This window comes from Saccharothrix hoggarensis, assembly GCF_042678885.1.
Taxonomy (GTDB): domain Bacteria; phylum Actinomycetota; class Actinomycetes; order Mycobacteriales; family Pseudonocardiaceae; genus Actinosynnema; species Actinosynnema hoggarensis.
The window spans coordinates 101,762-117,239 of the sequence record NZ_JBHTLK010000001.1; the positions used below are offsets into that span (position 1 = coordinate 101,762).

General features: G+C 70.9%; 8 protein-coding genes. 1 reads left to right on the forward strand and 7 read right to left on the reverse strand.

The genetic code is table 11. From position 1 onward, the window contains the following. Positions 1–166: 166 nt before the first annotated feature. Positions 167–1,180 (forward strand): lytic polysaccharide monooxygenase auxiliary activity family 9 protein, encoded by a 1,014-nt coding sequence (locus tag ACFQ3T_RS00405; RefSeq protein ID WP_380718426.1) that lies wholly within the window; start codon positions 167–169, stop codon positions 1,178–1,180. 77 nt (positions 1,181–1,257) lie between these two features. On the opposite strand, the gene ACFQ3T_RS00410 is transcribed toward ACFQ3T_RS00405, so the two are convergent. From ACFQ3T_RS00410 to ACFQ3T_RS00440, 7 genes are all read right to left on the reverse strand, one after another. Continuing rightward, the gene (locus ACFQ3T_RS00410; RefSeq protein WP_380718429.1) at positions 1,258–1,722 is read right to left on the reverse strand and encodes a hypothetical protein; all 465 of its coding nucleotides are present in this window, start codon (positions 1,720–1,722) and stop codon (positions 1,258–1,260) included. 253 nt (positions 1,723–1,975) lie between these two features. Beyond that, on the reverse strand, positions 1,976–2,272 hold the full coding sequence (locus tag ACFQ3T_RS00415; RefSeq protein ID WP_380718431.1) for an RNA-binding protein: 297 nt from the start codon (positions 2,270–2,272) through the stop codon (positions 1,976–1,978). Continuing rightward, positions 2,269–10,389 carry a DNRLRE domain-containing protein gene (locus ACFQ3T_RS00420; protein ID WP_380718445.1) on the reverse strand — a complete coding sequence of 2,707 codons (8,121 nt, stop codon included), beginning with the start codon at positions 10,387–10,389 and terminating at the stop codon, positions 2,269–2,271. Before ACFQ3T_RS00420 ends, ACFQ3T_RS00415 begins: the two co-directional genes overlap by 4 nt. A 231-nt stretch (positions 10,390–10,620) precedes the next feature. Further along, positions 10,621–12,714, reverse strand: coding sequence for a CotH kinase family protein (locus tag ACFQ3T_RS00425; RefSeq protein WP_380718433.1), 2,094 nt, complete (start codon positions 12,712–12,714; stop codon positions 10,621–10,623). After that, positions 12,705–13,535, reverse strand: coding sequence for a polyphosphate polymerase domain-containing protein (locus ACFQ3T_RS00430; RefSeq protein WP_380718435.1), 831 nt, complete (start codon positions 13,533–13,535; stop codon positions 12,705–12,707). The genes ACFQ3T_RS00425 and ACFQ3T_RS00430 overlap by 10 nt, the downstream gene beginning before the upstream one ends. Next, a complete protein-coding gene (locus tag ACFQ3T_RS00435; protein WP_380718437.1) occupies positions 13,532–14,137 on the reverse strand; it encodes a DUF4956 domain-containing protein in 606 nt (201 codons plus the stop codon). The genes ACFQ3T_RS00430 and ACFQ3T_RS00435 overlap by 4 nt, the downstream gene beginning before the upstream one ends. A 339-nt stretch (positions 14,138–14,476) precedes the next feature. Next, a partial coding sequence (locus ACFQ3T_RS00440; RefSeq protein WP_380718439.1) for a hypothetical protein occupies positions 14,477–15,478 on the reverse strand: 1,002 nt, incomplete at its 5' end.

Consider the following 15,478-nt stretch of genomic DNA (forward strand, 5'->3'; position numbering starts at 1 on the left):
GAGGTCGACCACCTCGCCCGACCGGTCCTCGTGACAGCCCGACCACCGTCGGTCCGCCAGCCGCCGGACCGCGGAGCCCACGTCGTCGATCAATGAAGATTTGGCGGTAATGATGCTTCGCTTCACGGAAATCGCACCGATCCAGCGTCGTCAACCCATCCTGCGGGTGTCGGCGATCCTCGGCGCCTGCCTGGCCCTGCTGACCACCGTCCTGGTGGTGCTCGGCGCGGGCAACGCCTCCGCGCACGGCGCGGTGAGCGACCCGGCCTCGCGCCACTACGGCTGCTACCACCGCTGGCCCAACGGCCCCTCGGCGCAGATGGCCGCCGAGGACCCCATGTGCTACCAGGCCTGGCAGGCCGACCCGTCCGCGATGTACAACTGGAACGGGCTGCTGCGCGACGGCGACGGCCCCGACCACCAGGCCGCGGTGCCGGACGGCCAGCTGTGCAGCGGTGGCCTCACCGCCAACGGCCGGTACGCCGCGATGGACAAGCCCGGCGCGTGGTACGCCACGCCCAAGCCGAACAGCTTCACCCTGAACCTGAACGACACGTCGTCCCACGGCGCCGACTACATCCGCGTCTACTCCACCCGGCAGGGCTTCGACGTGAAGACCCAGCCGCTGAAGTGGAGCGACCTGGAGCTGGTCGGCCAGGCCGGCCGGATGCCCACCGGCACCCGAACGCCGGTCGAGGTCAACGCGCCCGGCCGCACCGGCCACCACGTCCTGTTCACCGTGTGGAAGGCCAGCCACGCCGACCAGAGCTACTACGCGTGCAGCGACGTGAACTTCAACGGCGGCGGCACCACGACGACCACCACCCCGACCAGCACGACCACGACGACGACGACGACCACCACGACCACGACCACGAACCCGTCGGCCGGCTGCTCGGCCACGATCCGGCTCGTCTCGCAGTGGTCCGGCGGCTTCCAGGCCGAGGTCCGCGTGACCGCCGGCACGTCGGCGATCACCGGCTGGACCCTGAACTGGACTTTCGCCAACGGGGAGCGGATCAACTCCATCTGGGGCGCCACCGCGACGACGAGCGGGAGCACCGTCACCGCCCGCAACGTCAACTACAACGGTTCGCTCGCCGCGGGCGCGTCGGCCACCTTCGGATTCGTCGCCAACGGCACCGCCGGCACGCCGAGCGTCACCTGCGCGGCTGCCTGATCACGCACACCGGCTGAACCCACGTCCGCCCGTCGCTCCCCCGAGCGGCGGGCGGACGTCGTGCCCCGCGATCCGGCTCAGGTCTGCGGCCACATCGAGTAGACGAGGTTGTCCTCGTCCGCGCACACGACCTGCGGCAGGGCCGGTTCGGGGACCTGGTTGCACGTCATCGTGCCGACCGACAGCGGCGGCAGCCCCGGCGTCGGGTCGCGGCGCTCGGCGTAGTAGTCGAACAGGACGGCGGCGGCCTGGTCGCACGTCAGCCGGCCGGACGGCGTCTCCACGACGACGGCCAGCATCGGCTTGCCCAGCGCGCCGGGGAACGGGTCGTCGCAGTACTGCGCCGGCGCGCCTTCGTCGATCGTCGGCAACGGCGTCAAGGGCTCGTCCGGCGTCGGCTCGTCCTCGGTGGTCGTCGTGGTGGTGGTCCTGGTGGTCGTGGTCGTGGTCGTCGTCGTGGTCTCGGACCCGGCGCCCGAGCCCGCCACGGTGGTCGAGCACCCCGTGACCAGGGCGAGGACGGCGACCAGGACCGACGTCACGGCCCGGTTCCGTCGCGGCGTACCACTGTTCTCTGCTGGCCGTCTCGCAGGCGGCGAAGTTTGCACGGTCACTGTGACGTGGCGAAGGCGTCCGAGGTTGCCGGGCGACCCCGGGATCTTCGGCCAGGTCGTCACCGGCCGCCGTCCGCGATCCGCCACTTAGGCACGTGGGTGGGAACCGATGCCACACACGGCCGCGCGCCGCGGGCGGTCCGGAGACCACCCGCGGCGCGCGGCCGTCACGCGGTGCGGATCAGGGCGCCCCGGTGTCCCACCAGGACGGACCCACCCGCAGCTTGAGCTGACGGTTCTCGTCGACGTGGTCGACGACGACCGCCTCGATCGGCGCTCCCTTCGGCGGCCACCCGTCCGGCCCGACGGGCTCGCCGCCCGGCCGGTAGTCGATCCCGTCGAGGACGGCGTTCGCGCCGGGGGCCTCCGCCAGGTCGACGAAGATCCCGAACGGGGCGTGGACCAGCACGGTCCCCCGCACCTCGGCCCCCATCGGCAGCCGTGATTTCACCCGCTCCCACTCCGCGGTCTCGTTCACCGGTGCCACACCCTCGGGTAGCGGTTCAGCTTCTCCACGACGTCGGCCGGGATGCGCAGCTCGATCAGCGGCCCGCCCTGGTACTTGCGCTCGAACTGCCGGAACAGGCGGTCGTAGTCGCCGCGCGGCACCCTGACCTCGATCACCCCTTCACCGTACGACCGCGCGTACGTGTCGGCGAGCCCGCGTTCCTTGGCGAAGTACGCGGTGCCGTCCGGGTCGGGCTGGCGGGCGCCCGGCGAGCCGGGGTAGTCCGACTTGCGGAAGCCCTGGTCGAACGTCCGCTGGCCCGCGCCCTTGCCGGGAGCCTTCCACACGCTGACCACGTCGCCGCCGCCGGACGGCGCCTTGGAGGGCGCGACCTTGGCCGGCGCCGGGGCCGGAGCCCGTTTCGGCATCTGGGCCGGTGACGGCGCGGCACGGGCCGGAGCCGCCGCCGGCGCGGGAGCGGCCTTCGTCGCGCCCGCGGCCACCTCGTCACCGGACTTGGTCGCCGCGGCGACCACCTCGTCGGACGCCTTGACCGCCCCGGACACCGCGTCGGCGCCCTTGATCGCCAGCTTGGCGCCCGTGGCGGCGTAGCCCGCGAACGGGATCGCCGACGCGGCCGACAGCGCGGCGTTGACGTAGTCGCCCTCGGCGGCGTACCACGCCGCGTTGGCCAGGTCGGCGGCCTCGCCGATGACCGGCACCAGGCCGACCACGTCGAGTGCCAGGTGGCCGAGGTCGGACCAGCTCATGCCGAACAGGTGGCCGTCGATCTCGATGCCGGAGATCGGGTTGCCGCCCGCGAAGGCGTACCGGTTCATGGTGAACGGGTCGGTGCCCAGCGCCATGTCCGACAGCGCGCCGTTGTACATGTCCCGCGTCAGGAACCGGTTGAGCTGCGGGTCGTAGTCCCGCGCGCCCATGTCGTAGTCGCCGGTGGCGGGGTCCATCCGCTTCGCGTTGAAGCGGTAGGTGTTGTACGGCTTCTTGTCCGGGTTGGCCGCGTCGGGCTTGTCGACACCGGTGTAGACCTGGGTGTCGTCCTTGCCGTAGGCGGTGTAGCCGTAGGTCGCCCGGGCCTTGCCGTCCTCCTTGGTGATCAGCTCGACGTCGGTGTGGGCGTTGTAGCTGTAGTACGAGTACTCCTTGGCCCCGTCGTGCTTGACCATGCCGAGCCGCTCGTTCCACGGCCCGAAGGTGTAGGTCTTCTTCAGCGTGCCGTCGATCTCCTCGGCGGCCACCTCGTCGGACAGGCCGAGGTAGGAGAAGACCGTCGTCTCCTCGCCGCTGCCGCCGGACTTCTCGGTGCGCGCGGTGGTGCGGTCGTACGGGTCGTAGGCGTACTTGGTCGTCTCGGAGGACTTGTCCGGCTTGGTCTGGCGGTGCGTGGCGACCCGGTCGAAGCCGTCGTAGGTGTACTTCTCCAGGATCGTGCCCGCCGAGCTGACGGTGTCGAGGCGGCCGAGCGGGTCGTAGTTGTAGGTGGACGTGGAGCCGCCGCTGCTGCTGGAGACCAGGCGGTTGCGGTCGTACGCCGACGTCGTGGTCTTGCCCTCGACGGTCTCCTCGGTGATGTTGCCGTTGGCGTCGTGGACGTAGGTCTCGGTCTCCTGCACCCCGCCCGCGGCCGCCGAGCGGGTCAGCTTGGCGATGCGGTCACGCGGGTCGTAGGTGAACTCGTAGACGTGGTCCAGGTAGGCCGCGTTGTCGTCGGCGTTCATCCGCTTGGCGGCGTCGCGCACCCGGTGCCCGTTCGGGCTGTACTCCAGGTTGTGCTCGGCCACCAGCGTGCCGGTCGCCGTCTTCTCGGTCTGGCGGCGGACCTGCTTGTCGAGGAAGTAGTCGTAGTCGACGACGTTGCCGTTGCCCCGGGTCTCGAGGTCGATCTCGCCGCGCTTGGTGTGGGTGAAGGTGGTCGTCTTCGGGGTGTCGCCCGACTCTGTGTTGGTGACCTTGGTGACGAGGTCGCGCGGGTCGTACTCGAACGTCGCGCTCTGCCGGTCGTGGCCGCGGGTCAGCGGGTTGCCCACGGGGTCGTAGCTGAACGACGTCGTGTTGCGGACCGCGCCCGCCGACTTCTCCTCGACCTTGGTGAGCTGGTCGAGGCCGTCGTAGGTCATGGCGTAGGTGTCGACCCGCGCGCCGGAGCCGTTGTCGGTCAGCGACGCCAGGTTGCCGTCGGCGTCGTAGGCGTAGGCGAAGGTCTTCTTCTCGGTGTCGGTGTCACCGGTGTTGTCGCGCGCCAGCCGCACGGCGTCCGCGACGACCGTGCCGTTCGCGGCGTTGGCGAGCACGACCTTGTGGGTGTTGCCCTCGGTGAAGGCGAACCGCCCCAGGCTCACCCACTCCCCCGCCCGGGTCGTCTGGTCCACCGGCACGGTAGTGACACCGCCCGCGTGGTGCACCGTGTACGGGGCGTTGGTCGCGGTGCCCGCCGCGTAGCGAACGGACACCTCGTAGGTGCCCTGGGCCGCCACGATCGGCGTCCACGTGAACGTGGACGTCCCCGTGCCCGCGGCCGCGGTCCGGTAGTCGTACCCCTGGTGCGAGGCGCCCGAGCCGGACGTGGACCAAGTGCCCGCCGTGGCGGTGTTCGCGGTGTCGGAGTTGTCCACCAGGGCCACGGCCGTGCCCACCGGCACGCCGTCGTCCGTCTTGGACCTGAGCTTGCCGTCCGGGTAGAACGCGCTGTCGATGGTGCGGCTCACCGCGCCGCCCGCGCTGCTCAGCGTGGACTTCGTCTGGTTCCCGACGCTGTCGTACTCGTAGCTGGAGACGATGTCCCAGGCGTCGGTGGACGTGCGGACCCAGCCGTTGTCGAAGTGCGTGTACTTCGAGGTGTTGCGGACGGTCTGGTCGCCGGACGGCGGCGCGCTGGTCTCGACCAGGTTGCCGACCGCGTCGTAGGTGCTGATCACCTTGTCGGGCGTCTTGTACCGGGCGTCGTCCCGGTCGTAGGGGGTGATCTCCTCCTTCACCCGGTTGAGCTGGTCGTACACGGTCTGGCGGACGAAGTCGTCCGGGTCGTCGGCGGTCTCGACGCCGCGCGGGGTGATCTCGCGGGTCCGGTTGCCGACCTCGTCGTACTCGTACCGGGTCACCCGCGTGACCGCGGTCGAGCCGTCGACCTTGTGCGGCACCCGGATCTCGACGGGCTTGGCGCGCTCGTCGAAGCGGATCTCGGTGCGGTTGCCGTCCTGGTCGACGTTCGCGACCGCGTTGCCGTCGCGGTCGTACTCGTTGCGCAGGACGTTGCCGAGCGCGTCGGTCTCGGTGAGGACCTTGCCGTTGAGGTCGTGCGTGTACTTGGTGGTGAAGTCGGCGGCGTCGGCCGTGGCGTTCTTGCGCGGGTCGACGACGGTGACGGCGTTGCCCACGCTGTCGTACTCGACGGTCGCGCGGCCGCCGAGGGCGTTGACCGACGCCGTCAGCCGGTACACGTCGTCGTACTCGTACCGGGTGGTGCGGTCGCCGGGGTCGGCCGGGGTCAGGTTGCCCATCGGCGTGGTCTCGCCGAGGACGTTGCCGACCTTGTCGTAGGCGAACGTGGCGGTGCGCACCGGGCCGGAGGGGTCGTCCTTCGGCAGGGACGCGGCCACCATCTGGTCGAGCGCGTCGTAGGTCGCCCCGGACACGGCCCCGTTCGGCGCGGTCTTGCGGGTGATGTTGCCGTTGGGGTCGTACTCCGGCGCCGGCGTGACGATGAACTCGCCCGCCGCCGCGTCCTTGGGCACCCGGGACTCCAGCGGGCGCCCGAAGACGTCGTAGGTCTGGGTGGTGGTCTTGCCCTGGGCGTCGGTGACGGAGGTGACGTTGCCGCGGACGTCGTACACCGTCGCGGTGGTGTTGCCGAGCGCGTCCTTGGACGTCCGCGGGTAGCCGACGGGGTCGTAGTCCGAGTACGTGGTCGGGTTGCCGTTGGCGTCGGTCGCGACGAGCAGTTGGCCGTGCTCGTCGTAGGTGTAGGTGGTCTCGTGGTCACCCGCGGTCGGGGTGGCCGTGCCCTTGGGGTCGGTGACGGAGGTCAGGTTCCCCTTGGCGTCGTGGGCGAACTGCCACCGGCGGCCCTCCGGGCTGGTCTTCGACGTCAGGTCGGCGATGTGGCCGTCGAGCTCGAACCGGTAGTCGAGCGTGCCGGCGGGGGTGTTGTTCTTGTTCGCCTCCGGGTCGCGGACCGAGGTGGGGACGCCGGTCTTCGCGTCGTACGTCCACGTGGTCAACGCGCCGTTGGGCGCCTTGGCGGCGACGACCTTGTTGTCGGCGTCCCACGTCAGCTCGGTGGTCTCGTTCTCGGCGTTGACCACCTTCGTCGGCCGGCCGTAGCCGTCCATCGTGTACTTGGTGGTCTTGTTCTCCGCGTCGGTGGCGGTCGCCTCGATGACGGAGCCCGCGGTGCCGTCGGGGTCGACGTAGGCGAAGCTGGAGACGCCCCGACCGCGGTCGGTGATCGTCCGGACCTTCCACTTGTCCTTGGGGTCGACCGGCGCGGTGAAGTAGGCCAGGTCGGTGGCGTTGCCGCGCGGGTCGGTGACCTTGACCAGCTTGACGTTCTTGTTGCCCTGCGTGGCGTCGTAGGCGAACCGGAACGTCTTGGCGCCCGTCGCGCCGGCGCCGTCGACCAGTTCCTCCATCAGGCCCTTGTCGCTGTACGTCAGCGCGAGCGTGCGGCCCGATATGTCCTTTATGGACTCGACCTGGTCAATGATCTTCGGGTTGGTCAGGTTCGTCCCGGTCTTGCGGACGCCGTTCTCGAAGTAGTCGTGGGTCTGGCCCTTGTCGTAGTAGTCGATGGCCAGCGTGCGGCGGCTCGTCGGGTCCGTGATGTAGGACAGGAACTTGCGGGGCTGGTTGTTCGACTTCCGCTCGGTGTAGGAGAACGTCAGCTCGTTGGCGTTCTTGTCCCTGATCGCGGTGAGCCAGCCGCCGTCGTCGAACCAGAACCGGGTGCGGTCCGGGCGGGTCATCACCCAGCGCCGCGACGGGTCGGGGCCGGGATCGCGCTGGAGGTGCAGGTGCACGCCCGCGGGCCGGTCGTAGGTCCACCGGGCCGGGTCGGTGCTGCCGTTCTTGTTCAGCTCGAAGGTGTGGCTGGTGCCGTCGCCGTCGGTCAGCGTGGTCGTCGTCGGGTGGTCCTGCCCCTTGGGGTGCAGGTCCAGCGGCGTGCCCAGGCGCATGATGCTGGAGGCGGCGAGCGACCAGCCGTGACCCATCGACGTCGACGCGGTGTCGGCGCTGTTGTAGGTCATCCGCACGAACGTCGCCAGGCCGCGGCCGGGGTTGGAGAACGGGTCGTAGTTCCACACCGTGTTGCCCACGTACGGGTTGACCTTCAACCCCGTGCCGCTGCCGGTGCCGGTGCCGACGTACTGGTAGAACTTCTCCAGCCCGAGCTGGTCGGAGGTCGGGTCCTCGACGGTGACGTTCTGCGGCAGCGCCGGGACACCGCCCGTGGCCGACAGCCACGTGCCCGCGGTCTTGTTCCGCAGGTCCCAGTTGAGGACGAACTGCTCGCGCTTGTTGCCCGCCTCGCTCTGGATCGGCGTCTTGACCCGCGCCTGGACCGTGACCGTCCCGCCGGGCAGGACGTCGCCCGGCAGCGCGGTCTCCAGCCGGTTCCCGCCCGTGGTCACGTCCGTGCCGTCGGGCAGGTTCCACCGGTAGGACAGCACCTGGTCCGCGGCTCGCCACGTGGTCGTGGTCGAGTTGGTCACGCTGACCGGGATCGTGTACTCGTCGCCGGGGATCATGCGCACGGACGGCGTGTCCGGCGCGTAGTAGGTCATCTCCGCGGTCGGCTGCGTGTACGTGACGACGAGGTTCGGGCGCAGCTGCGGTTCCTGCGCCTCGTCCGAGAGGAACAGCACGCGCTGCTGCGGGCCCGCCTCGTCGCGCAGCTTCACCTCGAACCCGTTGTTGGACGCCGGGTTGTCAACCCAGCCCTGCACCAGGCCCGAGTTCTCCCAGATGTGCCACTTCGGGTCGTTCGTCATGCCGACCACCTGGTCGGCGGCGGCGCCGAGGTCACCGCCCGGCGTCGTCCACGCGGTCGCCGTCGACGCGCGGTTCCACGTCGCCTGGTTCTCCACGAACCCCCTGGTCAGCGGGTGGCCGTCGAACGTCGCGCCGCCGCCGTCGCTGAAGAACCCCCACAGCATCAGGTCGGCGTCGACGATCCGCGCGCCGGCCGGGATGGCCGACAGGTCGTTCCACTTGACCACGGCGCGCGTGCGGCCGTAGGTGGTGGAGTTGTTGCCCACCATCAGCCACGGCCGCCCGCCGAGCGTGTCGAGGTTGGTGTCCGGCCGGTTCGACGCCAGGGTCGCGTCGCTCGCGCCGCCGTGGAACACCTGCGTGATCAGGCCCGACTTCGGCAGCCGCGCGACCTGCGTCGGACCGGGGATCAGCCGCCCGTCACGGGTCTTGACCGCGACCATGTAGTAGTAGGCGTTGCCGAACGGGTCCGCCGAGTCGGCCGGTGTCGGCCGCGCCGTCGTGTCCGTGAAGCTCGTCGTGGTGGGCGCGAGCGGTGCGATCAACGTCGACGCGGACGGGGTGAACGCCTGGAACACCGTGCGGTGGACCTGGTACTCGACCGCGTCGTCGTTCGGGTTGGCCGGGTCGGGGTCCACGTACGGGCCCCAGGCCAGCTCCGCGCCCGTCGCGTAGATCTTGGTGGGGTACTTCAGGTCCGCGCTCGGCCGACCGTAGGTCAGCACCAGCTTCGGCGAGTTCTCGATCTCGCCGTTGTAGGCGAACTCCGCCGCCTGGTAGATCGCGCCACCCTTGCCGAGGGTCTCGTCGGTCGACTTCACCATCAGGCCGTGGTTCGCCGCCGAACCCGACACCCACGACTGCGCGATGTCGCGCACGTCCCAGTCGTGCCAGACGTTCGCCACACCGGCCTGCTTGGTCGCCGTGGACAGCCCGGCCTCGGCGGTCGCGGCGTTGATCGAGTTCCACGTCGCGGTGTCCTCGGACCACGCGCTCGTCACCCGGCGCACCTCGTGGACGTTGCTGTTCGCGCCCGTCCACAGCTCCGAGTCGTAGTACAGCCGCAGCTTCGCCGAGGACAGCGCCGTGCCCGCCGGCACCACCGACGTGTCGAACCTCAGCAACGACCGCGCCTTGCCCCACGCGTCCGCGCCCACCGACAGCTGGTAGCTCGACCCGTCGTTGCGATCCGGCGTGTCCGACCAGATCTGCACGTCCTGGCCCGTGGTCGGCGTCGGCTGCAACTTCACCGTCGGGTCGATGGTCACCGGGTACTCCCGGTCACCCGACGCCAGCCACTCCCGGTCGGCCTTCACCGTGATCGTGATCTTCGAGCCCTGCTGCTCCACGGTCTGCGTGACCTTGTCGCTCCACGCCCGACCGTGCGGCGACTTCCGGTCCTCCGCGCCGTCGAACATGAACGGCCTCGGCATCGTGAACACCGGCGGGCCGTCGACCGCGTCGTTCGGGAAGAACCCGATCGCGCCGTCCGGCAACGCCCGCGCCGTCACCCCACCCAACTGCAACGTGAACCGATACGTCGCATCCCCCGGAGCCCTGTGGAGGACGATCTCCTCCTTCAGCGACTCCCCCGTCACCACGTACGCCAGGTCCGCGCCGTCGAACACCCCCGGGTAGACGACCCGGTTGCCCTCGACCCTCGGCTCCACGTTCCGCGCCTCGGCGTCCACGCCCAGCGCCACGTGCCGGTCACCGGACTGGAACCGAACCAGCTTGTCCGTGCGGTCACCAAAGGCGCTGCCGAACACGTTGCTGTCGTTGCCCAGGCGGTACCCGTCACGCCCCGACTCGCGCACCGCCGTGTCGATCCGCCGCCAACGGCCCTGCGCGTCCCGGAAGTACTCCGGCCGCGCCGACGCCACCGCCTCGAACTCGCCGTTCGACAGCTGGAACACCCGCATCGACGACGTCCGCCGATCCTCCAGCTCCCGCACCCGGATCGGCGTCTTCACCGCCCGCGCGTCCGGCGCGGGCTCATCCGGCGCGGCCTGCGCCTCCCCCGGCGCGAACCACCCCGACACCGTTCTCCACAAACCCGAGAACCCCAGGTCGGGCAACCGACCGGGACCCGTGACCGACGGACCGGCGGGCAGACCCACCACCGACACCACGATCACCAAAGACAAGATCGACAGTTTCGAGAGCATGCTGAAGCCACGCGGCGAACGCACGAACCCCCCTGGTCGACCGCTGAGCGCCGTCACCATCCGGTGATCATCTCGCTACTCAGCGTGTGCAACTAGGGACGCTAGCCAACATGGCCACCCACCCATAGGGCTGAACGGGTCCATTCGGTCCTGATGCGTGCCCGGCACCACGGGGCGCCGGGCGCGCATCAGGGTGGGGCGTCAGCTCGCCGTGCAGGTGAGCGTGCGCGTGCCCGGTGTCCCGGTGGACGACCCGAGGAAGCCGAACGTGGTGCTGCCGCCGGCCGCCACCGAGCCGTTGTGCGACACGTTGCGGGCGGTGATGGCGGAGCCCTGGCTGGTGACCGTCGCGTTCCACGCCTGGGTGATGGCCTCACCGGCGCCGGCCGTCCACGAGACGGTCCAGCCGCCGATCGCCGAGGCGCCCGCGGTGACCCGGACCTCGCCCTGGAACCCGCCGGGCCACTGGTTGGTCACCGCGTAGGTCGCGGTGCACCTCGACGCGGGCGGCGCGGTGGTCGTGGTCGTGGTTGTCGTCGTGGTGCTCGTCGGCGTCGTGGTCGTCGTCGTGGCGCCACCCCACCCGGCCGTCGAGTCGAGCCACGCCATGCGGCGCTGCATCCAGTCCCGCATGTGCTGGACCTGGCCCTGCCACGTGGGCGCGGTCGGGGTGGTGAAGAAGCCCACTGTCGGCGACGAGAGGTTGGGCCAGCGCTGGAAGTTGCGCTGCGCGGCGTTGGTGAGCGGTCGGGAGAGCGCGTCGATCCGGCTCTGCACGGCGGAATCCGAGAACGGGCCGCGGCGCAACCACTGCCAGCGGGACTTCACCTGGTTGACGAACGCCGGGTCGCGGAGGAGCTGCGCGTACCAGTCGTTCGCGGACGGCTGCCGGGTCTGCTGGTGCTGCCAGCCGGCGATCTGGTTGTTCTGGAAGTACCCGCCGACGCCGAAGGTGAGGTCGAAGTCCCACAGCGGACCGGCGAAGATCTTGCCGTCGCGGTCCTTGAAGAAGTGGGCGCTGCGGACGTACGCGTCCATCCCGCGACTGACCTCGTTGACGATCATGTGGTCGATGAAGGAGGCGACGTCGATGTACTTCTGGTAGCCCGTCACCGGATCGGCGAAGTTGGGCGCCCGCAGCACGTTGTGGAACTCCTGCACGTGGTTGCGCAACCAGTCGCGCTGCGCGGGTTGCAGCGGGTCCGGGTCGGCCACCTCGAGGTAGTTCCAGCAGGTGTTCGACGGGCCGGTGCACGGCAGCGTCGGCTCCTCGGCCGCCATCCACTCGAACTTCCAGATGTACCCGCCCTGGATGGCGGGCAGGGTCGTGTCGTCCTCGTCCAGCTTCTTGAGGTCCAGCCGGTTCTTCGTGTTCTTGATCGTCTCGACGATCATGTAGACGCCCATGTAGTCGTTGGCGCCCACGGGACTCGCGTCGGTGTTGAGATAGAACTCCGCGAACGCGTACCGCGGCGCCTTCAGCCCCATCTCGCGGCCGAGGTCGTAGACGAACGCCTCGCGGATCAGCGCCTTGTCCGTGAACGGGCCGCGCAGCACCCAGTCGGAGTCGGCGGGCATGCCGAGCACCGGGTAGTCGGCGTCGTCGTTGTCGTTGTCCCAGAACTCGATGCGGTACGGCGTCTTCTCGAACGACGCCGACGACTGGCCGCGCAGCCGGAACCCGGCGCGGGTGGCGACGGCCGGCGCGGCGGCGAGGGACGTCGTGCCGCCGCCGCCCGGCTGGAAGATCATGGCGGTGGCGTCGAAGTACTCCCGGGCGGGCTTGCCCGCGCCGTAGGAGTCGATCATGATCACCGGCAGGTCGTGCGCCGTGGTGGTGTTCCGGGCCGCGTACATGGCAGTCCCGGGCGCGCCGGACGGCGTCTGGCCGACGAACGCCTGCGCCCGCAACTGGGTGGTTCGGGTGAACTGCAGCGGCGCGCCCAGGTAGAGCGTCGACTGCGCGGTGGGCAGCCGTCCGTCGGTGGTGTACCGGATCTGAGCTCCCGCGATCGCGGTGCTCAGGGACACCGACACCTGGCCCTGGAAGGTGCCGCTCGGCACGGAGAACGCGATGTCGCCGACCAGGTCCTCGGACGCGGTGGCGGCGGCGACGGCGTCGGCTGCCACGGTGTCGGACGCGGTGGCGGTGGCGGCGGACGCGGTGGCGGCGGGACCGGGTTCGGCGCCGGCCGACAGCGGGACGAGCAGGCCGGTGAGGAGCACGGCGGCGACCGCGATGCCCGCGGTGCCGTGGATCGCCGCGGCGCCGTTGCTGCGGTGGGTCACACGCACGATGCCTCCTGTTCGGGTCGGTGGGACGGGGTGTGCGCCGGACCCGTGGGCGGCGCGGCGTCACGGAAGTGGCGGCGCAACGTCCGCCGCCACGGCGCGTCGGGCAGGTCCACGCGGAGCGCGGCCAACCCGGTGGCGTACTTGGAGATGCGGGCCGGTCTCATCCCGCGCTGCCAGAGCATGCGGTCGACCGGTGTGGCGGCCGAGGCCGACTTCGTCTCGACCACGGCGAGACCGGACAGCCGCAGCGCGGAGTCGGCGTCGCGCCAGGAGAGCGACGTGTCGATGGTGACCCGGCTCGCGGACTCCGGCAGCAGCAGGGTGGTGCGGTGGTAGTCGGTGACGAGGACGGGGTCGAGCGCGCCGCCGTCGGCGGGGCCGAGCGACTCGCGGGCCAGCGCCTCCTCGACGAAACCGCGACCGGGCTCCACGGTGCCGCAGTCCCGCGGGTGGTACGGCAGGCGGTGCTTGGTGATGCTGCCCCGCGCGCCGCTGATCTTCACCTCCAGCCAGCACTCGGCGGAGTCGAGGTAGGTGCGGGTGCGCACCTTGAACCGCCGGCGCCTGCGGTAGGCCGCGCAGTGGTAGCTGGCCAGCCGCGGGGTGTCGAAGTACACCGACTCGTACCGGAAGGTGCGCTCGCCGCCGATGTCCAGCACCTTGGCGTGCGGGGCGAGTTGCGCCAGCAGGCGCGGCAGCGCCTCCGCCGGGACGAGGTACTTGCGGTCCACCCTGGTCTGCAGCGCGGCCCGCTCGACGAGCTCGGCGAGCCCGACGGGGGCCAGCCGCGCCAACGCGTGGTCGAGGTGCGCGGCGGTCATCGGCGCGCTCCCGAGTGGACGGTGGCGGGACCGGCCGACGTGGTCGCGCCGCGCTCGGTCAGCGCGTAGCGGACGTCGACCACGGTGGTCTCGTTGACCAGGTCGAGCCGCTGCACGCTCACCGCGTGCACCTTGGCGTTGAGCAGGTGCTCCAGCTTCGCGACGAGCACGCCCTGGTCGGCGACGGCCGAGTCGAGCACCAGCACCTGGTGCCGGTAGCGCCGGAACAGCCGCCGGTGGTCCCCGAGGAACATCACCGCGACGATGAGCGCCATCAGGCCGGCGTTGAGCCACGTCGAGCCGGTGCCCAGCGCGCCGAGCAGCCCGAGGGCGAGCGCCGAGAAGTAGTACGCCACCTCGTGCTGGTCGAGTTCCGTGGAACGCAGCCGGATGATGGACAGGACGCCGAACAACGCCATCCCGAGGCCGAGCCCGGCGCCGGTGTTGCCGGTGCTCAACGCGCTCGTCACCGCCAGGACGCCGACGTTGACCCCGAGGTAGGCGACGACCAGGTCGCGCCGGCGGTGCCGGGGGAAGTAGAGCCCGAAGACGAGCAACACCACCGCGCAGATGTCGATCGCGAACAAGACGAGCTGGGACATCGCGTTCGTACCTCCTGAGCCGCTGCCGAAGTCGGCCGGGCACCGCCCGCTTCTTGGCGGGGGTCTGCAGGACGGTCGCCGAAACTTTCGTGTCTTGAAGTAAACTTTCGGGCACGCGCTGTGAACGATAGGGGGCACCCTGGTGTCGAGTCAATGAACTGCCGGTAGACCGCCGCCCACGAAATCGGGGAACTCGCTGGTCGAATCCGACCAGCGGGTCACCGCCGCCGCCATTCGGTCGGACGCGGTAGACCGAGCACGTCTAGCGAGACGGCTCGAAAGTTTCGGCTCCGGTTTTGGCCGAACGGCCGGACGTCGGAGCGCACGGCGCCGGCCGGGTCATCGGCGGCCGAACACCGCTGAAGGCCCCGGCTCCGGGCGGTGGACGCCGCGCGGCCGGTAGTCGAGCCGGTCCGCGAGGCCGAGGAGGTCGGCCAGCAGCCAGACGATCGCGAGCCACATCTCGGTGCCCTGCAAGCCGGGCTCCCGACCGGGACCTCCCCCGCCCTCGCCGGCCGGGCCGAAGCCGAAGCCCGCGCCGTCCCGCCACCGGTCCAGCGCCCGGCGCAGGTGCTCCTCCGCCCACGCCCGCGCCTCCGCGGCGCGGTGACCGGTCTGCCGCCCGGCGAGCCACAACGGGTGGGCCACGTCGAGCACGTTGCAGGCGTTCTCCCGACCGGGCGCGAACCAGCGCGGGTCGCGGCTGTGCGCCAGGACCGTGTCCACCACCTGGTCGGGGTACGGCAGCGGCAGGCCGAACTGCGCGAACGAACCGCGGCTGAGCCGGTAGCCGCCGTTGACCCGTTGCAGCAGCCCGCTCCCCGGCGCGCCCGGCCCGCCCCACAGGCCCGTCGTCGGGTCCGCCCGCGTGACGAGCCAGCCGAACAACGCTTCCAGCGCACCGGGATCGGCGGGCTCGACCCCCAGTTCCGCGTTGCGGTACGCGGCCGTCGCCCACGTGTCGACCCACGCGCCGGCGGACCACGCGCGGGTGCGCCACGGCAACGCGTCGAGCCTCGCGACGAGCCGTCCGGCCGTCATGCCCGCGGCGACGTGGACGGGGTGGGCGAAGCGCGAGCCGAGCAGGTCGAGCGCGTAGCCCACCGACAGCACGTGGTACTCGGCCGCGCCGTCGTCAACCCACCCGTCGGGCGCGGGAGCGGGCAACGTGCCCGGCTCATCGTCCGGTCCGCAGTCGGGGACAAGGCCGGTGACGGGGTCCTGCGACGCTCGCAACCGCTCGACGTGCTCGGCGGCGGACAGCTGCGGCGGGGGCGAGCCCAGCAGCAGGTCGGCGACCTCGACGGCGTCGCAGTGCGCGCGGACGGTCGGCGGCGCGCC